General features: G+C 73.8%; 14 protein-coding genes. 5 read left to right on the plus strand and 9 right to left on the minus strand.

Features of this window, described 5'->3' with window-relative positions:
* The first annotated feature begins 10 nt into the window (after positions 1-10).
* Both CUT44_RS21070 and CUT44_RS21075 read left to right on the plus strand, forming a co-directional pair.
* Positions 11-337: a trypco2 family protein gene (locus tag CUT44_RS21070; RefSeq protein WP_100203487.1), complete on the plus strand. Its 327-nt coding sequence runs from the start codon at positions 11-13 to the stop codon at positions 335-337.
* A complete protein-coding gene (locus CUT44_RS21075; RefSeq protein WP_100203488.1) occupies positions 337-834 on the plus strand; it encodes an NUDIX hydrolase in 498 nt (165 codons plus the stop codon). The genes CUT44_RS21070 and CUT44_RS21075 overlap by 1 nt, the downstream gene beginning before the upstream one ends.
* A gap of 16 nt (positions 835-850) precedes the next feature.
* Here CUT44_RS21075 and CUT44_RS21080 read toward each other — a convergent pair whose 3' ends face one another.
* The 5 genes from CUT44_RS21080 to brxD all read right to left on the minus strand — a co-directional run bounded on the left by CUT44_RS21080 (position 851) and on the right by brxD (position 6,633).
* The gene (locus CUT44_RS21080) at positions 851-1,726 is read right to left on the minus strand and encodes an LLM class flavin-dependent oxidoreductase (protein ID WP_100203489.1); all 876 of its coding nucleotides are present in this window, start codon (positions 1,724-1,726) and stop codon (positions 851-853) included.
* Between the two features lie 174 nt (positions 1,727-1,900).
* On the minus strand, positions 1,901-2,188 hold the full coding sequence (locus tag CUT44_RS21085; protein ID WP_100203490.1) for a WhiB family transcriptional regulator: 288 nt from the start codon (positions 2,186-2,188) through the stop codon (positions 1,901-1,903).
* A gap of 232 nt (positions 2,189-2,420) precedes the next feature.
* A complete protein-coding gene (locus CUT44_RS21090) occupies positions 2,421-3,035 on the minus strand; it encodes a polysaccharide deacetylase family protein (RefSeq protein WP_100203491.1) in 615 nt (204 codons plus the stop codon).
* A 68-nt stretch (positions 3,036-3,103) separates the two neighbouring features.
* Positions 3,104-5,302, minus strand: a complete 2,199-nt coding sequence (locus CUT44_RS21095; protein ID WP_100203492.1) for a DEAD/DEAH box helicase — start codon at positions 5,300-5,302, stop codon at positions 3,104-3,106.
* Positions 5,302-6,633 carry a BREX system ATP-binding protein BrxD gene (gene brxD / locus CUT44_RS21100; RefSeq protein WP_100203493.1) on the minus strand — a complete coding sequence of 444 codons (1,332 nt, stop codon included), beginning with the start codon at positions 6,631-6,633 and terminating at the stop codon, positions 5,302-5,304. Before brxD ends, CUT44_RS21095 begins: the two co-directional genes overlap by 1 nt.
* Before the next feature lie 171 nt (positions 6,634-6,804).
* Here brxD and CUT44_RS21105 point away from each other — a divergent pair, with 171 nt between their 5' ends.
* The gene (locus CUT44_RS21105; protein WP_100203494.1) at positions 6,805-8,622 is read left to right on the plus strand and encodes a DUF262 domain-containing protein; all 1,818 of its coding nucleotides are present in this window, start codon (positions 6,805-6,807) and stop codon (positions 8,620-8,622) included.
* Positions 8,619-9,686 carry a CBS domain-containing protein gene (locus CUT44_RS21110; protein ID WP_100203495.1) on the plus strand — a complete coding sequence of 356 codons (1,068 nt, stop codon included), beginning with the start codon at positions 8,619-8,621 and terminating at the stop codon, positions 9,684-9,686. Before CUT44_RS21105 ends, CUT44_RS21110 begins: the two co-directional genes overlap by 4 nt.
* Before the next feature lie 280 nt (positions 9,687-9,966).
* Here the strand turns inward: CUT44_RS21110 and pglZ are convergent, their stop codons facing one another.
* From pglZ to CUT44_RS21130, 4 genes are all read right to left on the minus strand, one after another.
* Positions 9,967-12,900, minus strand: coding sequence for a BREX-2 system phosphatase PglZ (pglZ, locus tag CUT44_RS21115; protein WP_100203496.1), 2,934 nt, complete (start codon positions 12,898-12,900; stop codon positions 9,967-9,969).
* Positions 12,897-16,784 carry a BREX-2 system ATPase PglY gene (gene pglY, locus CUT44_RS21120; RefSeq protein WP_100203497.1) on the minus strand — a complete coding sequence of 1,296 codons (3,888 nt, stop codon included), beginning with the start codon at positions 16,782-16,784 and terminating at the stop codon, positions 12,897-12,899. The genes pglZ and pglY overlap by 4 nt, the downstream gene beginning before the upstream one ends.
* Before the next feature lie 85 nt (positions 16,785-16,869).
* Complete coding sequence (locus tag CUT44_RS21125; protein ID WP_100203498.1) at positions 16,870-17,088, minus strand: hypothetical protein; 219 nt, start codon at positions 17,086-17,088, stop codon at positions 16,870-16,872.
* The gene (locus CUT44_RS21130; RefSeq protein ID WP_100203499.1) at positions 17,085-17,300 is read right to left on the minus strand and encodes a hypothetical protein; all 216 of its coding nucleotides are present in this window, start codon (positions 17,298-17,300) and stop codon (positions 17,085-17,087) included. The genes CUT44_RS21125 and CUT44_RS21130 overlap by 4 nt, the downstream gene beginning before the upstream one ends.
* Before the next feature lie 274 nt (positions 17,301-17,574).
* Here CUT44_RS21130 and CUT44_RS21135 point away from each other — a divergent pair, with 274 nt between their 5' ends.
* Positions 17,575-17,925, plus strand: coding sequence for a DUF6247 family protein (locus tag CUT44_RS21135; protein WP_100203500.1), 351 nt, complete (start codon positions 17,575-17,577; stop codon positions 17,923-17,925).
* The last annotated feature ends 143 nt before the right edge of the window (positions 17,926-18,068 follow it).

The following is an 18,068-nucleotide window of genomic DNA, read 5'->3' on the forward strand; positions in this document are numbered from 1 at the left end:
GGGCCGAACGGTGACGAACTCCAGCGGTACGGGCGGTACCGGTCCGGACATCGGACTGGACGACGTGATCCGCCAGGTCCGGGAGGACCTGACGGCGGCACAGCGCGAGGGCGACGGCAGCACCGGGGGGCTGCGCTTCGCCGTGGACCGGGTCCATCTGGAGGTGGCCGTCCAGGTGCGCCGCGAGGGCACCGGCAAGGCGGGGCTGCGCATCGGCGTGGTGACGGCCGAGCTGGGCGGCGGGGTGAGCCGGGACGCCGTCCACCGGGTCCAGGTGGAACTGATCCCCCGGCACCGCGGCGGCTCCTTCCAGGTGGGCGGGGAGCCCTGCGACTGATGCGACCGCTCGCCGCCGACGACCGCGGGAACGTCCTGCTGTCCCTGCTGCGCGGTCCCGAGGACGCGCCCCCGGCCGACGCGCCGCTGCCGCTGGCGCTGACCGCCCTGTGGCACGGCGGCCGGGTGCTGCTGGTGTTCAACCGGGCGCGGCGGTGGTGGGAGCTGCCGGGCGGGCTGATCGAGCCCGGGGAGAGCCCGCGCGCGGCGGCGCTGCGCGAACTGCGGGAGGAGAGCGGGCAGCGGCCCGACCGGCCGCCGCGGTTCGCCGGCTGGGCGGCCTTCCGGCTCGGCCCGGAGCGCCGGGCCGAGTACGGGGCGCTGTTCACGGGGCACACCGCGGCGCCCCGCCCGTTCCGGCCGGCGGAGGAGTCCGGCGGGGAGCTCGACGGGGAGATCGCAGCCCTGTGCTGGTGGGACCTGTCCCAGTCGCTGCCCGGGTACGTCCAGCCGCTGGACGCCTGTCTGGCCCGCCTCACCCGGGCGGCGCCCCGGTGACGGACCGCACGCGGGCTCAGCCGACCAGCGGGCGGACCTCCCGGGCCGCGAAGCGGATGAAGCCCTCGACGTCCGGCTCGTCGGCGGCGGGCTGGAGCACCACGGTGTCCGCCCCGGCCTCAGCCAGCCGCTCCACGGCCGCCGCGACCGTCGCCGCGTCGCCGGTGGCGGCGGTGTCCGGGGTGTCGCCGAAGGCCTCGAGTTCGGCCCGCATGCGCGCGTCCGCGCCCGGTCCGGTCGCCCCGGTCGCCGTATGAAGGTAGACGACCAGCTCGCGCCGGCCGCCGCCGCCCTCGGGCGGCGGGGTCTCGTCCAGCAGCCGGCGCATCCGCCGTACCGCCTCGGGCGAGGTACCGGCGGTGAGGACGGCGCCGTCGGCGGCCTCGGCCACCAGCCGCAGCGAGCGGGGGCCGCTCGCCCCGCCGAGCACGGCGGGCACCTGTGGCGGCGGCCAGCCCAGCGCCACGCCGTCCAGCCGTACGTAGCGGCCGTCCACGGTGAGCCGCTCACCCCGCAGCAGGCCCCGCAGCGCGTCGGTGTACTCGCGCAGCAGCGTCAGGGGCGACTCCGCCCGCACCCCGACCTGCCCCATCCAGTCCTGCACCCCGTGGCCGACGGCGAGGACGGCCCGCCCGGGGAACATCCGGTGCACGGTGGCGGCCTCCATCGCGGTCAGCGCGACGTTCCGCAGCGGCACCGGCAGCAGGCCGACGCCGACGCGCAGCCGCTCCGTCCAGGCCAGGGCGGCGGACGCGGCGGCGATGCCGCTCTCCAGGAAGCAGTCCTCCCACAGCCAGAGCTGCTCCAGCCCCGCCTCCTCCGCGGCGCGGGCGACGGAACGCAGTCGTTCGGGGGGCAGTTGGGGGCGGAATACCACGCCGAGAGAGACCATGCCCTCTTCCTACCGGCCCGCCCCCGGCCGGGCAACGGGGGCGCGCCCCCGCATCGCCCGCGGGCGATGCCCGATCCGTGCCCGTTCCCGGACGCTGCCGTACGCGGACGCGGTGGACGGTTGCCGCGCGGCCTGCCGACCGCACACCCGCCCACCACGTCCCCCCACACCCCGTCAGGCCGATCTGGGCATGTCCTCCCCGTAACGGGCCTGCCGCTCGCCGCGCTTGAGACGGCGGCGCTCCTCCTCCGACAGCCCGCCCCACACGCCGTAGCGCTCGTCGTGGGTGAGGGCGTACTCGAGGCACTCGACGCGGCCCTCGCAGGACTGGCAGATCCTCTTGGCCTCGACGGGCGTCCTGCCCGGCTCCGGGAAGAAGGGCTCGGACCCGATCTGCGCGCACAGGGCGCGCTCCCACCATCCGGGCAGCTGCCTCACCGGGCCGGAGTAATCGATTGCCATGCGCGGCAGCCTGCCCGCCGCCGATCAACGATCCATCAACGTCCGATCAACGCCCGCCGGGTGCGGGCCGGGTGCCTCGGCCCGGACCGCGCCGCGCCGCCCGCCGCGAGCCCGGATCGCCACCCTCCCGAGGGCGGACGGACTGCCGGCCGGTCCTCATGGACGCCTCGTCCCCGCCACCGGCCGCACGGCCTCGCGCGCCGACCCGCACCGCCCGGAGACGGGCGGCCCGCTACCGCGGGACGGTGAAGGTCCAGCCCTCGGCCCGCAGCCGCGGGATGAGGGTGGCGACCGCCTCGACCGTCTGGCTGCGGTCCCCGCCCCCGTCGTGCAACAGGATGATTCCGCGCGGGACCACGCCGCTCATCCGGCGGACGAGCTCGTCGGCGCCCGGCGGCTCCCAGTCCCAGACGGAGAGCTGCCAGCCCAGCGGCCGCATGCCGAGCTCCCCGGCGACGCGGATGGTGCGGCCCCAGTGCCCGTAGGGCGCCCGGAAGAACGGGACCTCGGCCCCGGGCACCGCGGCCTCGATGGCGGCGAGCGTCCGCTCCAGATCGGCGCGGACCGCCTCGGGCTCCCACTCCTCGAGGTCGTCGTGGTGGAAGGAGTGGTTGCCCAGCAGGTGCCCCTCGGCGACGATCCGCCGCACGATCTCGGGGTGGGCCTCCACCTGGGCGCCGACCAGGCAGAACACCGCCCGCACCCGCTCACGGGCGAGCACGTCCAGGAGCGCGGTCGTGTCGGGCGGGTCGGGGCCGTCGTCGAAGGTCAGGGCGACGGTACGGCCGGGCTCGTCCACGAGCTCGATCACGTCACCGCGGGAGAGGGAGAAGGTGCCGGTGCCCATGCCCGCCATCCTGCCACCCGGCCCGGGGCGTCACCCGGCTGTGCCCGCCCTTTGTCCGGCCCGTCCGCTCAGCCCGTGTGGTGGAAGCGCACCGGCTCGGCCAGGGCCGCCCGCGCGCCGTCGAAGTCCGCCAGCCGGGCGGCGACCGTGGCGGCGGCCAGACGTTCGGGGAGGGCCGCGGAGAACTTCAGGCCACGCACGGCCCGGGGGTCCACGTCGGGCAGGACGAACCGCTCGCCGATGCCGTCGAAGGCCGCGCGCCACATCCCGGGCGTCAGGTCCTCCCGCAGCCGCACGCAGCGGTCGTCCGGCCGCTGCACGGGATCGGCGACCGACCGGAGGGTGGCGGCGAGGGTGGCGTTGGCCCGGTATCCGGCCCAGGTCCACCAGCACACGTCCTTTCCGGCCCGGGTGACCAGCGTTCCGCCCGGGTGCACGGTGTCCGCCGCCCCGGTCTCGCGTGCCTCGGCCAGCCGCGCCCCGGCACGCCGGGTGAGGGAGACCGGCGGATCGGTGCCGAGCAGCACCTCGCGCATGGCCCGGGTCAGTTCGTACGACAGCCCGGTGACGCCGCCGGTCATCCACTTGGCGACCCCGCCGCTGTCGGCGGGCTCGACGAAGACCCGTCTGCGCTTCCAGTCGACGAAGGTGACCTGCCAGCTCCGGCCGGCCAGCAGCAGCCTCCTCGGGCCGGGCCGCTCCTCGGTCAGCACGGAGGGATCGGTCCGGCCGATCTCGGTCCGGCCGGACAGCACGGTGAACTGCGGCGGCGCGGTGAAGGAGGCGGTCAGCTCCATGAAGTGCCGCCGCCCGAAGCGGCGTTCCGCCTCGGGGCCGACGAACAGCATGCCGCCGTCCTCCTGGAGGAAGCCCTCCGCCAGCAGGTGCCGCAGGACGGGGGACGCCGAGCGGTCGAAGGGGGCGAGCCCGTTCCACTGCTCGGGCCACAGCCGGTCGCCGAGCCGGTGCTGCTGGAGGGTGACGGCGAGGAGCTGCTGCGCGACGAGGTGACGCGGTTCGGGCGGCGCGGTCACCGGTTCGACCCAGCCGCGCCCCCACAGCGTCAGGAGGCCCGCGGCCTGCAGCAGGGCGTCCTCCTCGGTGGCCAGGAACAGGCAGTTGCGCACGGTGTCGGCGCGGCGGCCGGTGCGGCCGATGCGCTGGAGGAACGAGGCGACGGTGGTGGGCGAGTCGATCTGGACGACGCGGTCGAGGTCGCCGACGTCGATGCCCAGTTCCAGGGTGGAGGTGGAGACGATGACGCAGTCCCGTGCCTCGGCGAACGCCTGCTCGGAGCGGGCGCGCTCGTCGGCGGAGAGGGAGGCGTGGGAGAGGAAGACGGTCACCTCGCGTGCCCGCAGGGCCGCGCCGAGCTGTTCGACCCGGCTGCGCGAGTCGCAGAACACCAGCCGCTTCTCGCCCCGATGGAGGGCCGCGATCAGTTTGGCGGCGTTCTCCAGCGACCCGACGTAGTCCAGTTCGACCTCGCCCGCGGGCCGGGTCTGCCCGGAACCGGCGGGTGCCCCGGAACCGGCGGGTGCGGCGGGGGCCTCCGGGGCGACGACCCGCCCGGGCCGTACGCCCCTGCCCGCCCCCTGCAGCCACTCCAGCAGGTGGCGGGGGTTGCCCACGGTGGCCGACAGGCCGATCCGCTGGATCGGCCGCCCGGCGATCCGCTCCAGCCGCTCCAACACGGCGAGCAGGTGCCAGCCCCGGTCGTCACCCGCGAAGGCGTGCACCTCGTCGACGACGACCGCCCGCAGGCCGCCCAGCAGGTGCGCGTGGTCGGTCTTGACGCCGATCAGCATCGCCTCCAGGGACTCCGGCGTGGTGAGCAGGATGTCCGGCGGGTCGGTGCGGATGCGCTGCCGCCGTGACTCGCTGGTGTCGCCGTGCCAGAGTTCGGCGCGCCGCCCCAGCCACCGGGCGTAGGAGTCGACGCGGGTGACGAGGTTGTTGAGCAACGCCCGGAGCGGACACAGGTACAGCACCGAGGCGCCGGTCCACTTCTTCTCCGCCATCGCGGACAGCAGCGGGAAACAGGCGGCCTCGGTCTTGCCGCCGGCGGTCGGAGCGAGCAGGACGGTGTCCTCGCCGTCCAGCAGCGGCGCGATCGCCGCCTTCTGCAGAGGCCGCAGGTCGGGCCAGCCGAGGGTGTTGACGATGTGGTGCAGGACGACGGGGTCGAGCCGGTCGAGGGGATCCGCCGCCCCCGCCGTGCCCGCCGTGTCCCGGGTGGTGCGGGTGCCGTCGCCGTCCCCTGCCATCACAGCTCCAGGTCGACGTCGTCGGCGGAGGCCGCCGCCAGGTTCCGCTCCACCTCGGTGAGTTCGCTGCTCGCGACGGTCAGCTTGTAGTGCCGCCGGGGGTCGAAGTCCTCGAACTGGTCGACGCGGTCGAGGACGTCCCCCACGAGCTTCTTCAGGAACAGCCGGGGCGCCACCCCGACCTTCCCGCCCAGCGCCCCGCCGACCGCCCGTGCCAGGTCGGCGACGTAGGCGTCGTCCACGACCGCCCCGATCCGCTCCGGCGCGGCGGCCCCGGCCGCGTACAGGTCACGGATGGCGGCGCCGAGGCCCACCAGCGACTCCTGGGTGAAGCCGGGCAGCCGGACCTGGACGGCGCGGGGGTTGTCGAAGCGCGGGTCGGTGGTGAAGTCGGTGGCCAGCCGCTGGGCGAGCGGCGCGAGCCGCTGGACGCCCTGCTGCCCGTCGTAGAAGGCGGGGGTGCCGGTGATCACCAGGTACAGGCCGGGGAAGCGCCCGGAGTGCACCTCGTCGATGAGCTGCCGCAGCGCGTTGAGGGCCTTGTCGCGGGCGTCGGAGCGCACCCGCTGGAGGGTCTCCACCTCGTCGAGGACGACGAACAGCCCGGTGTGCCCGGAGTCGCGCAGCACGGTCAGCAGCCCCTGGAGGAAGCCGAGGGCGCCGAAGTGGTCGAGGTCGCCGCGCACCCCGGCGGCCCGCCGCGCGGCGGCGGCGACGTGCGGCTGCCCGCCGAGCCAGGCCAGTACGGCCGCGGCGGTCGGCTCGTCGCCGCCGGCGAGGGCGGCCCGGTGGCCGCGCAGTGCCGTGGCGAAGGACGGCGCGTGCCGGGAGACCTCGGCGAGCCGCGCCACGAGCAGCTTCTCCACCTCGCCGGGCAGTTCCTCCTCGGTTGCGCCGGCCGCGAGGGCGTCCTCCTCCAGCGCGTAGAACCAGGCATCGACGACGGGCCGCAGGGCGCTGGGCGGAAAACTGGAGGTGGCGAGCCGTTCGGTGAGGCGCCGGTAGACCGTCTCCAACCGGTGCAGGGGCGTCTCGTTCTCCGAGACCTGGATCTCGGCGACGGCGAAGTTGCGCCGCTTGGCCCGCTCTCCCAGCCAGCGGGTGAAGAACGTCTTGCCCGATCCGTACTCACCGCGCACGGCCTTGAACACGGCCCCGCCGGAGGCGACCGCATCCAGCTCCGCGTCGAGGGCCGCCTCGAACCGGTCGAGTCCGGTGGCCAGCAGGTCGAGTCCGCTCTCGGGGACGGCACCGCGCCGCAGCGCGTCGATGACGGTGCGGCGGCGCGCGGCGCTCACCTGTGCGGGGCGCTTGGGTCCGGTGGTGCTCACGGCTTCCAGTCTTCCACCTGCCGGCACGCCCCCGTACGGGATTCGAACCGGCCGGCGATCACGGCGGAGTTCTCGGCGTCCTTCCGCCCTACTTTCGCGAATCGGTTGACGGTGACCCAGGACATTGCTGGAATCACTCTCTGTGCAGACGGCAGGGCGGGAGAGGTCCAGGTGGCAGCGCTCGACAACGTGAAGCTCAAGGACGTACTGGTGGAGGTCGCCTCCGGGGCACTCCAACTGCCGGACTTCCAGCGGAGCTGGAAGTGGGGCGACGACCGGATCCGGGCGATCATCGCCACCGTGACGCTCGACTATCCGCTGGGCGTGGTGATGACGCTGCAGACGGGCGGCACGAGCCGGTTCCGTTCGCGGACCCTGACCGGCGCGCGGCCCGAGGGCGATCCGAGCCCCGAACTCCTGCTGCTGGACGGGCAGCAGCGGCTCACCTCGCTGTTCCAGGCCCTGTGCCTGGATGTCCCCGTGGAGACCTCGGACGCCCGCGGCAAGCCCATCCAGCGCTGGTACTACGTCGATATCGCCAAGGCGGTCGGCCCGCCCGCGGAGCGCGACGAGGCGATCGTGTCGGTACCGGCGGACAAGGTGCTGCGCACCGACTTCAACCGCACGGTGGTGCTCGACCTGCGCACGGTCGAGGACGAGTGCGCGGCCGGGCTCTTCCCCCTCCACTTCGTCTTCGACGCCCAGCGGGTGAACAGTTGGAAGAGGGCGTACATCAAGGCCGACGAGGACCGGAACTGGGACCTGTGGGGCCAGTTCGACGATCTCGTCCTCCAGCAGGTCCGCACCTTCCAGGTGCCGATGATCCGCCTGGCCGCCTCCACCTCCATGGACGCCGTGTGCGCCGTGTTCGAGCGCGTCAACCAGGGCGGGGTCCCCCTCAACGTCTTCGAGCTGCTCACCGCCACCTACGCCGGCGACCAGGAGTACGTGAACCGGACCGGCGACTACTACCAGCTTCCCGAGGTGTGGCGCGAGATCAAGCAGGGTCTCGCGGGCAGGTACCCCGTGTTCGGGCGTCCGGAGATCGGCCTCGAGAACGGTCTCAGCAGCAGCGACTTCCTGCAGGCCATCGCACTGGTGCGCACCTGGGAGCGGAAGCAGTCCGGTGCCGGCACCGCGGTGTCGTGCAAGCGGCGTGACCTGTTGGACCTCCCCCTGGCCGACTTCGTCCGTCTGGCGCCCCAGCTCGCCGACGCCTTCGCCTGGGTGGGCGACTTCCTGGAACGGCAGTGCATCGTCCGCCCCAACGATCTGCCCTACAAGACCCAACTCGTCCCGCTCGCGGCCGTCCGAGCCATCCTCGGCAGGGCGACGGACAGCCTCGAGGCGGAGGAGAAGATCGAGCAGTGGTACTGGTGCGGGGTGCTCGGGGAGATGTACGGCGGCTCCACGGAGACGCGCTTCACCCGTGATGTCGAGCAGCTCGTCACCTGGGTCCGGCGGGAGGACCGCGCGCCCGACACCGTCGCGGACGCGTTCTTCTTCGCCGACCGCCTCGACAACCTCACCACCCGCAACAGCGCCGCCTACAAGGGGATCTACGCGCTGCTGATCAAGCAGGGCGCGGTGGACTGGCACTTCACGGGCGCTCCGCTCAGCCCTGGGCGGCTGGACGAGTACAGCGTCAACATCCGGCAGATCTTCCCCAAGGCGTGGTTCCGGCGGGGCAACGGCCAGAATCTGCCGGAGAACTCGATCGTGAACAAGACCCCGCTGTCCTACCGTGCCTCGATGGACATGGTCGGAGCACCGGCGTCCTACCTGCCGACGCTGATCGCCGCCTCCGACATGCGCCCCGAGTGGTTCGACGACGTGCTCACCACCCACCTGATCGACCCGGAGGCACTGCGCGCCAACGACTACGAGCGCTTCTACCAGGACCGCTCCCGGCAGTTGCAGGACCTGGTGCACGCCGCCATGGGCAAGAAGACCATGCTGCGTGACCTCACGGAGGGCGACGCCCGATGACGGCCGGGCCGGACGAACAGGACCTCGCCTCGCTCAAGGGCAGGACCATGCCCGTGCGGGACATACTCGACCTGTTCCGGGTCAGGGTCCGCGACCACCGGTCGGTGCACCTGATCTCGCAGGCGCTGAGGGACGCCGGGCTGACGACGCTGCCGGACTTCGCCGTCTGCGGCCTGCGCAGCAACGTCGACGTGGTGCCGCTGACGGCCGTCCCCGCCCGGGCCACGCCCGCCGGAACGGGGGGCGAGGACGAAGACGGGAACGGGGACGGGGACGAGGAGGCGCTGCCCTCGCACGCCCTTCCGCAGCGCCTGCTGCTCGGCGACATTCCGTCGGCCAGGCGCGGGGTGGTGAGCGTCAACCCCGGGACTCCGCTGGCACAGGCCACCTTCCTGATGCGGACCGAGGCCGTCTCGCAGGTGCCGGTGACCACCGGTATGGCGCAGATCCACGGGGTGGTCACCTGGGGGTCCGTGGCCCGGATGTACGAGGCGGGCAAACCTCCGATGCTGGACAACGCGATGGAGAAGGACTCCCTGCCGCTCTCCGACGCCCGTCAGGAACTCTTCGCCGCCCTCCCGGTGATCAGGGAGCACGGCTACCTCCTCGTCCGCGGCGACGACGGCTGTCTGTCGGGCATCGTGACCGCGGCGGACGTCACGGAACGCTTCGAGGGGGCGGCGCGGCCCTTCTTCATCGTCGGCGAGATCGAGTCCCTGCTCCGCCGCTGTCTGGGCGCGGCCCTGGACCAGGAGGCCATCAAGGCGGTCCAGACGAACAAGAAGGCGGAACACCGTACCGGTCAGGTGTCGGACCTGATGTTCGGCGACTACCTGAGGCTCCTGGACGGCGAGCAGCCGAAGCAGTCGCTGGCCGAGCGGGCGGACCGGAACTGGGAGGCCCTGAAGTGGCCGAACATGCCCCGGGAGCAGTTCATCGGCCGCCTGAAGCGGGTGAAGGACATCCGCAACCGGATCGCCCACTTCGACGAGAAACCGCTTCCGGAGCAGATGATCGAGGAGTTGACGACCTTCGCCAAGGTGCTGCGGGCCTTCGCCCCGTGACGCCGTTTGCAAGCCGCTGACCGGCGCCTTCCGGCAGGACGCTCACGGGCGGGGGGCCGGCTCCCGGGCAGGCCCTGAGGGCCGCTCCCCGAGCCCGCGACCGTCTCCGTACGGGCCGCCCGGCCCACGTGGCCCGGGCGGCCGGCACGCACCGCGGCGAGGAGGCGTCCTCATGGCGAGCCGGCCGCCCCGGAGGAAGGAGGCTCCGCGGGAGGGCTCACCGGGGGCATGCGTCCGGGGTGCCTCCGGCTCCTTCCCGGAGGCACCCCGAGTGGTGCCGTCAGCCCGCCCCGGAGGCGAACTGCTCGCGCAGCAGCGCCTCGTGGAGCCGCAGGGTGCGCCCGTCCGGGAGGATCTCCAGCACCTGCACGCCGTCGTAGTTGAGGAGCTGGCGCAGTACGGCGGCGAAGCCGTCGCCCCGGGTGGTGGGCAGGCCGGCGCGCTGGGCGAGGGCGGTGGCGGGCAGGGTGCCGCCCGCGTCGAGCAGGGCGACGAGCGCCCTGCGGACCTGCTCCTGCTGCGGTTTGCGCGCCAGCCCGCCGAGCTGCGCCTGGTACGTCTCCGAGTCGAGCAGCGCCGTCACGAGCGCCTCGGTCCGGGAGACGACGGTCGCGGTGAGGAGGGAGTCGTCTCCTCCGGGCTTCAGTTCCACGTCGAAGAGCGCTTCGTGCGTCCGGGCGAGTTCGGCCTGCTTCTTCTGCGACTTCGCCGTCGGTTTCCTGGGTGCGGCGGGGGCCGCCTCGGCCGTCGGCCGGCCGGTGTGCTCGCCCGGCACCGGCTTCCCGGTCTCCTCCGGGGCCCACCAGTGGGGCCGCTGGTCGCCCAGTTCCCGCCACCCCTTCGGCGGCTCGGCCCCGAACGGCAGGAAGGCGAGCACCGGGATGGTGAACTCGGCGAGGGAGGCCCCGCCGTGGTACCCGGCCTTGCGAGCGGTGTAGCGGGAGTCTGCGTCCCACAGCGCGACGACGGACGCGCCCGGTTCGGGCCACACCACGCGCGGCCCGGACAGGGCGATCTCCCGTTCGGCGGGCGGGCCGCCGCCGGGCAGCCGGTGCCGGGCGGACTCCGGCCCGGCGGCGTCGGCGGCGTCGACCTTCGTCCCGTGCCGGTCGACGACATGACCGTGGTCACTGGTGACGAGGACGGCCATGCCCTGGGCCGCCGCCACCCGCAGCAGGTCGCGCAGGCCTGGCACGTCGTCTACCCGCCAGGCCCCGTCGCCGAGCTTCTGTTCCTTGGCGAGCCGGTCGTCGATGGCGTTGAGGACGACGGCGACATGGGTCCTGCCGTCGGTGAGCGCCTCCGTGAGCGCCGGGCCGAAGGTGTCGCCCGCGGTCTCGGTGCGCAGCTCGTCCTTGTGGAACACCGCGGCCGGGGCCCCGCCCCACAGCTTCAGAGCGGGAAAGAGCCGCTTCTCGTCGGCCTGGTTGCCCTTCAGCAGCCTGCCCGCGAACAGCGAGGTCCGGGACACGGCCGTGACGGTGGGCAGGGCGGCGGCCATCGCCCGCCGGTGCGGGGCGCCGCCCTCGGGCAGCGGGTCGTACTCGGCCCAGAAGCGGCGCAGCTCCTCGCCGAGCTCGTTGGCGATGGCCGCACTCATGCCGTCGACGACGAGCAGCAGCACCCGGCGCTCCTCCCCGCGCCGGACGACCGGTCCGACCACGCGGTCGAGGAAGGTCTCGACGGTGAGCATGCCGCCGGGCTGGGTGCCGGCCTGTGTCCAGGAGGCCAGCGAGCGGGCGAAGGCCCCGTCGATCCGCCGCCGCCGGTCCCTGACCCGGGTGCCGAGGGTGTCGTAGGCGGCCTTGAGGACGGGGTCCGGATCGCCGCCGGCCTCGATGTGCTCCAGGGCGAGGTCGGCCCAGCCGGTCTCGGCGACGTGCCGCCGTATGGCGTCGGCGACGGTGGGCGACTCGGCGGGCGGGTCGGTGGCCAGCCAGCGGGCGAGCCGCCGTCCCATGCGGGCGCGTTCGACGCGGGCGGACTCCTCGGGCTCGGCGGCGAGCCGGTGGTCCGCCAGGCGCCGGACGGCGTCCGCCACCGCGGCCGGGTCGCCCGCCGCGAGTGCCTGCCCGACGGCGTTGAAGCGGGCCTCGAGTCCACCGCGCAGGACAGGGCTCGCCGCCACGGCCTGCTCCGCGCCGAACTGGCGGGCCAGCGCGGCCGCCCGGTCGAGCACGGTGCCGGTGGTGCGGCGGGCCTCGCGGGCCTGGCCGGCGTCGTCGCCGCTGCTGCCGCCGCGGTGTCCGGCGGCCAGCAGTGCGGTCACGTACTCCTCGGCGGCCCGGCCGAGGACGGCCGCCAGGGCTTCGAGCTGTTCGCCGGCCGCCGGGGGCCGGTCGCCGAAGTAGCGTTCGGCGCGGCCCCGCGCCTGGTACGTCGCGGGGGTGGGCTCGGCGTGCTGCCACAGGGCCGCGCACACCAGGCCGAAGGCGGCGGCGTCCGCGCCGCGCTCGGCCTCGACGAGGGCGAGCAGGGCGCGTCCGGCGAGGCCCGCCTGGTCCTCCTCCGCGAGGAAGGCGGTCAGCCCGTCGCGTTCGGGGCCGCGCAGTTCCAGCAGCCGTTCGGGGGCGCCGGGCCGGGTCGACCAGTGCAGCAGGGTCTGCGCGTCGAGCCGGTCGTCGCCGGGGCGCCGCACGCCGCCCTCGGTGTCGTAGGGGCCCAGGCGCAGGCGGCGCTGGGCGAGCGCGGTGAGGGCGTGCTGCCTCGACAGCCAGCCGCCGGGCACGGACGGCCAGCCGCCGGGCGGGGTGGCGTCGAGCAGGGCCTCGGCGGCCCAGTTGACGTCCTTCAGCCGGGGGTCCGTCTGCCGGGCGCCGAACGCCTCGCGGACCACGTCCCAGCCGTCGACCGTGTCGATGCGCAGTTTGTGGACGCGGGCGAGGATCGCCGGGTCGAGTTCGTGCTGCTCGCGGTCGGTGAGGACGACCAGGACGGCGGGGCCGGAGCGGCGGCCCGCCAGGTGGTCGAGGACGAGTTCGTGGACGGCGAGCGGGGAGGGCGCCGCCGCGATCCCGGCCGTGCGGCCCCCGTCCCAGACGGGTTCGGCGGGGCCGTCCCACCGGGGCGCGGACCGCAGCAGCACGACCCTGCGCCTGCCTCCGCCGTCCCCCGTCAGGGCGGCGGCGAGGGAGGACTGCGCGGACAGGTACTGGGTGACGGTCGCGGTGTTCAGCCGGACGGCGCCCGGCGCGGCGACGGCGGTGTCCGTCATTCGACGACCTGCCAGGTGATCTCGATGGTCGCGTCGGGCCGGCGGGCGGCCAGTTCGGACAGTTCCGCCTGGAGGTCGGCGGCGGCCCGGCGCACCGTCGTGCTGCGGCGTCCGGACTTCCCCGCCGTGCCGCCGCCCGCCGGGGAGGGCACCTCCTGCGGCCGGGTGTAGGAGACACGCGGGTCGCTGGTCGGCGTGTCCAGGGACTGGCTGTCGGCCGTGGGAGGCGGGGGCGCGACGGGCGCGGGCGGCGGTACGGCGGCGGCCTGGCTGCGCTTGATCAGGGCGACGACCTCGCGCTGGGTGCGGGCCAGGGCCTCGCGCAGGTCGGCGGTGCGCTGGTCGTCGCGGGCGACGTTGCGCAGCGAGTCGAGCAGCGCCTCTCCCTCGGGGCCGAGTCCGGCGGCGAGTTCCAGGGTGCTCCAGGGCGCGGCGGCGACGGCCTCCGCGACGGCCCGGGCCCTCTTGATGGAGGTGCCGTACCGGTCGGCGCTGGTTGCGCCCAGGTCGAAGGAGGCCAGCGCCCCCACGGTCTTCTTCGCCCCGGCCGCGCCCTTGCCGGCCTCGGCCGTGAGCGCGTCCAGCAGTTCCAGGGCGCGGCGGGCGAGGGCGAGCCGCCCGGTGTCGGCGCTCTGGTCGAGGCCCAGGAAGGCGGCGTGGGACTCCAGTTGGTGCACCAGGTCGGCCGCGTGGTCCCGGTGGGCGCGGGCGGCCTCGATGATCTGGCGGGCGAACTGGTTGACCATGCGGCCGCGCCGCAGGGCGGGCGGCTTCGCTCCGAAGACCGTCTCGAAGCGCTGCCGTGCGGTGTCCCAGTCGGACTCGGCGGGCAGCGGCTGGCTGCGCAGCGCGTCGTGGTCCTTGAGGGCGGACAGTTCGGGCGCGGGGTCCAGAACGGTGCCGCCGCGCACCCACACCCGGTCGTCCATCTCGGCGAAGGCGGCGACGACGAGCCGGGCGAGGAAGTCGGGCAGGCCGCGCGGCTCGGGCTTGTCGGTCCAGTCGGTGAGCGTGATCAGGGACAGGTCCCCGGTGACGCCCTGGGCGCTGGCGAGCCGGCGGAAGTGGTCGGCCCAGTAGCGGGACAGCTCGAAGTACGCCTCCTTCTGCTGTCCGAGGCGCAGCGGCCCGGCGATCCGCTGCATGAGCCTGCGGTCGGCGGCCGGGATCTCCACCCGCCCGTCGCGGGCCTCGGCGGCGGCCCGGAGGTGGGCGAACACCTTGCGCGTGTCGGTGGGCTTGACGGCGGTGCCGGTGGCGTCGGGGTCGAGGTCGGGGTGGGCCGGGTACTGGTGGGCGAGCAGCCTGCCCGCGACGTGCCGGATGCCGTCGTGCAGGCTCTGCCCGAAGGACAGGGTGAGGCCGTCCACGTCGGGCAGCGCGACGAGGTGGTCGTCGAAGTCGGGCACCACGTCGGCGGCCCTTTTCCCGGCGAGCCCGTACGCCTGCTTGAAGGCGCCCCTGACCTGCTTGAGCAGGGCCTCGCGCTGGGTCTCCAGCAATCCCTTGGCGCGGCTGCGGTTGTCGGCGTTGAGGTGGCCGGCGTACTGGGTGTCGAAGCGGTGCTCGTCGGCGAGGGCCTTGTCGATGACGACCAGGCGCCGGAAGTCGGCGAGGCGCTGCGCGGACAGGTGGGCGGGCAGCCAGGCGACGGTGCGGGACCGCTCGCCCTGCTGCCGCTCGCGCAGTCGCTGGATGCGGTTGGCGTCCTCGACCGGTCCCCACTCGCCCTCGTCGAAGGGGAGGTCTATGGCGATGCGCCAGCGGCCCTCCTCCTGCGGCATCAGGTCGTGGTCGGGCAGCTCGTCCTCGTCGGCGACGTTGCCGAAGACGATCTCGGCGGTGCGGGCGGTGCCGCGCCAGGTGAAGCCGAGCAGGTCGCTCAACTGGCCGTGCTCGACGCCCAGTTCCTCCGACAGCAGGCGCCGGGCGAGCGCGGCCCGGTTGCCGGGGTTGTCGTTGACCTGGGCGTTGGCGATGACGGAGTCCACATCGACGCCGGACAGCTCCAGCCGCACACCGGGGTTGGTGTCGGTGCCGGTCTCCTTGATCTCGGGGAACCGGGCGGCCCACTCGGCGACCTTGTTCTTGATGATGCCGACCTCGGCGCCCGGGATGGGCGCGAGGACCGACCCGTGGTTGAGCGCGCCGAGCCGTCGGATGGTCAGCTCGGACAGCGCGGGCACGCTGGGCGCCAGCGCCGACAGCAGCAGCGTGCACACCAGCCGGTTGTCGCCGGTGAACATCCGGCAGCCGCCCAGCCGCTTCGGATCGGTGACGGCCTCGGGCCGGTTGCGGTACTGCTCGACGTCGTCCTCGGTGATGTCGTACGAGCTGAGCAGATAGGGCCGCAGCTTGGTCCGGTACAGCTTGTCGGCGGCCTCGAAGACGACCTTGAGACTGTCGGTGAACGGCTTGTCGCCGCCCTTCGCGATCACCGGGTAGAGGTCGCCGACGGGGACGAGCTGCCCGAGCCGGATCTCGTTGCGGTGGTCGGCCAGGAGCTGGCCCATCAGTTTCAGACCGGTGCGGGAGCGCTGCAGCGCGGACGAGATGTGGACGAGGGTGTCCATGAACGCCGGCGAGAACGGGTACGTCAGCCGGAACGACTCCTCGTCCGCGCCGGTGGTGCCCTTGTCCGAGCCCAGGAGGGTGTCCCAGACCTGGGTGCCGGTCCGCTTGGTCTGCGCGAACGCGGCGTCGATCAGCCCGGCCGACTCGTCGTCCTTCGGCTTCAGGAGGCGGGCGTGGGCGATCTGCGGGAGGTTGCGGTCCTCCAGGGTGATCTTGTCGAACCGGCCGGAGGCCAGGTTCAGGGTGTCCTGGATGGACGACTCCGCCGCGCCGGACACCTCCTCGCCGACCAGCTCGCGCAGGTCGCGCTGGCGGGCGATGAACGACACGATCGGGATGGCGCGGCGGGCGTCGCCGCCCTCCACGAAGTTCGTGATCTTGCTGGCCTCGCGGGCCACGAACTTCTGGTCGTGGATGAGGGTCGCCAGCCACAGGATCAGCTCGTCCATGAACAGGATCAGCCCGTCGTAGCCGAGCGACTTGGCGTGCTCGGCGATCACGGACAGTCCGGCGTCCAGGGAGACGAAGCCGTGCTCGTCCTCGGCGGCGTTCCTGGCGAAGCCGGGCAGGAGGTTGGTGCTCGCGTCGCTGACCAGCTTGGCCCGCAGCTCGGCCGGGGTGGAGGGGTTGCGCAGGTCGAGCGGGACGCCCGCCTCGTGGCTCTCCTCGGCGGCGAGCGCGGTGTCCAGGAGCCGCGGGGTCCAGGCGAAGCCCTCGCCCCACTCGTCCTCCTCGCCGTCGTCCGCGTCGCCACCGCCCAGGCCCCGGATGACCGCCTCGTCGCCCGTGCTGGCGCGCAGCGCGCGGATGTCGGCGAAGAGGGAGTCGGTCCGGTACACCTGCGGGGTCGGCGCCTCCGGGTGCAGCTTCTTGACGTGGTGCACGTAGCCGCCGAGGACCCGCTGTTCCAGGGCCTTCGCGCCGAGCATGTGGTACGGCACGAGCAGGAACCTCCTGCCGTCCGTGCCCAGCCACTCGTGCCGGGTCAGCACCGGGTCGAACTCGGTGCGGGCGCGGGCGGCCGGGTCGCCGCTGAGCAGCGCGTAGAGGACGGCCATGAAGTGCGACTTACCGGAACCGAACGAGCCGTGCAGGTACGCCGCCTTGGAGCGGTGGCCGTCCAGCGCGGACTTGATGAGGTCCAGCGCCTCGTCGAAGTTCTCCAGCAGCCGCTCCGTGACGACGTAGTCCTTGAGCGCGGCCTCGGCGCCCTCGGGTGTCGTCGCCTCGGCGAGGGACAGCACGAAGTCCGAGGTGGAGATGGACTCCTTGATGTCGATGACATCGCGGAGGAGGGGCTGCTGGGCCATTGCGTGTTCTCGCTCTCCCTGACGGTGTCCGGTGCTGCTGCTCGTGCTCGATGTGGTGCGGGTCCGCCGTCCGGCCCGAGGCCGGCTACTGATCCAGGTCGCAGGGGAGGGACCGGAAGTGCGGACGGCCGGTGGACGGGGCGATCTGCCGGTAGTCCTGCGGCAGGCGGTGCGCCTCGGCGACGACGAGGGGGAAGGCGACCGCGGAGGACGCCCGGGAGGGCACCGCGTGGAACTCCTCGTGGCGCGGCTCCGCGGCGTTCACCGCCACGGTCGCTCCCGCACTGTCGACGATCGTCCTCACGCGCCGGAGCCGTCCGTCGACTCGTCGGACCGCCCCGCCATGGCCGGGCTGCCGAATCGGGCCTTCACGGGAGGCCGCTCGATCAGGTGGTCCCGGATCACCCGGCTGATGCCGTCACGCACGAGGCCGGCCTGCGAGCGGCCGGCGAGAGCGACGACCTGTCCGAGGTCACGCCTCTGTTCCTCGCCCGGGTACACACTCGCTTCGGCCATGCCCCACACCGTACCCCAAGCATCTTTACGCCCTGTATGCCTCTGACGGACCGACGGTCACGGGTGGCGGCGGGGCACCGCCCGCGGCCGGCTCGTTCGAGCCGCCGACCGGAGTCACCGCGCTTCCCCCGTACGGGACGGCGCACCCCGGCCCGTAGTGCCGTTTCAATAGGTAGAACGCGCGGTCACCACCGCCCAGCACGAGGAACTCGAACAGACCCCGCCCGCCGCCGTAGCCGCGTACACACGCCACCGCCACAAGGGAACGCCAGTCATGAGCACACTCACCGACACCCCCTCAGGGCCACTCATCCCCATGCCGGAGAGAAACCCCGCCGCTCTCCGTGTCGCCGTCGCCCGTCTCGCTCCCGCGGCCCTGCCCAGATTCGACACGCACTGGGCCGAAGCCATGGACCAGGCCCGCGACGAGTTCAGCCTGCTGCCCGGCCGCCACTTCGTCGATCACTGGTGGGCGTGGGTCGCCGTCCAACGGTGGCCCCAACGGGCCGCCCGCTTCCGCGAATGCGAGCACACCGTCGCCACCAGCGACGACAGGAACGCCCGCCGCACCGCCTCCGCCGAACTCGGCCGCATCCTCGCCGAGGCGGAGGCCGACGCCACATGAGCAGCTGAACCCGGGAGTACAGCCCTGACGCCGAACACGCCGTCGTCGGCGACCTCTCCGAGCCCCACCGGCGGGACGTCGAAGACCTCGCCCGCCGCATCGGCCGCCCCTTCGACATCCGGGAGTCCGCCTCCGGCGTCAAG

The sequence above is a fragment of the Streptomyces carminius genome (assembly GCF_002794255.1).
Classification (GTDB): Bacteria; Actinomycetota; Actinomycetes; order Streptomycetales; family Streptomycetaceae; genus Streptomyces; species Streptomyces carminius.

Excerpts from the sequence above, each read along its gene's own strand:
- CUT44_RS21110 (WP_100203495.1), top strand. The coding sequence starts at position 8,619 with ATGACGGCCGGGCCGGACGAACAGGACCTCGCCTCGCTCAAGGGCAGG.
- CUT44_RS21095 (WP_100203492.1), bottom strand. The coding sequence starts at position 5,302 with ATGGCAGGGGACGGCGACGGCACCCGCACCACCCGGGACACGGCGGGC.
- CUT44_RS21090 (WP_100203491.1), bottom strand. The coding sequence starts at position 3,035 with ATGGGCACCGGCACCTTCTCCCTCTCCCGCGGTGACGTGATCGAGCTC.
- pglZ (WP_100203496.1), bottom strand. The coding sequence starts at position 12,900 with ATGACGGACACCGCCGTCGCCGCGCCGGGCGCCGTCCGGCTGAACACC.
- pglY (WP_100203497.1), bottom strand. The coding sequence starts at position 16,784 with ATGGCCCAGCAGCCCCTCCTCCGCGATGTCATCGACATCAAGGAGTCC.
- CUT44_RS21130 (WP_100203499.1), bottom strand. The coding sequence starts at position 17,300 with ATGGCCGAAGCGAGTGTGTACCCGGGCGAGGAACAGAGGCGTGACCTC.
- CUT44_RS21085 (WP_100203490.1), bottom strand. The coding sequence starts at position 2,188 with ATGGCAATCGATTACTCCGGCCCGGTGAGGCAGCTGCCCGGATGGTGG.
- CUT44_RS21075 (WP_100203488.1), top strand. The coding sequence starts at position 337 with ATGCGACCGCTCGCCGCCGACGACCGCGGGAACGTCCTGCTGTCCCTG.
- CUT44_RS21080 (WP_100203489.1), bottom strand. The coding sequence starts at position 1,726 with ATGGTCTCTCTCGGCGTGGTATTCCGCCCCCAACTGCCCCCCGAACGA.
- CUT44_RS21135 (WP_100203500.1), top strand. The coding sequence starts at position 17,575 with ATGAGCACACTCACCGACACCCCCTCAGGGCCACTCATCCCCATGCCG.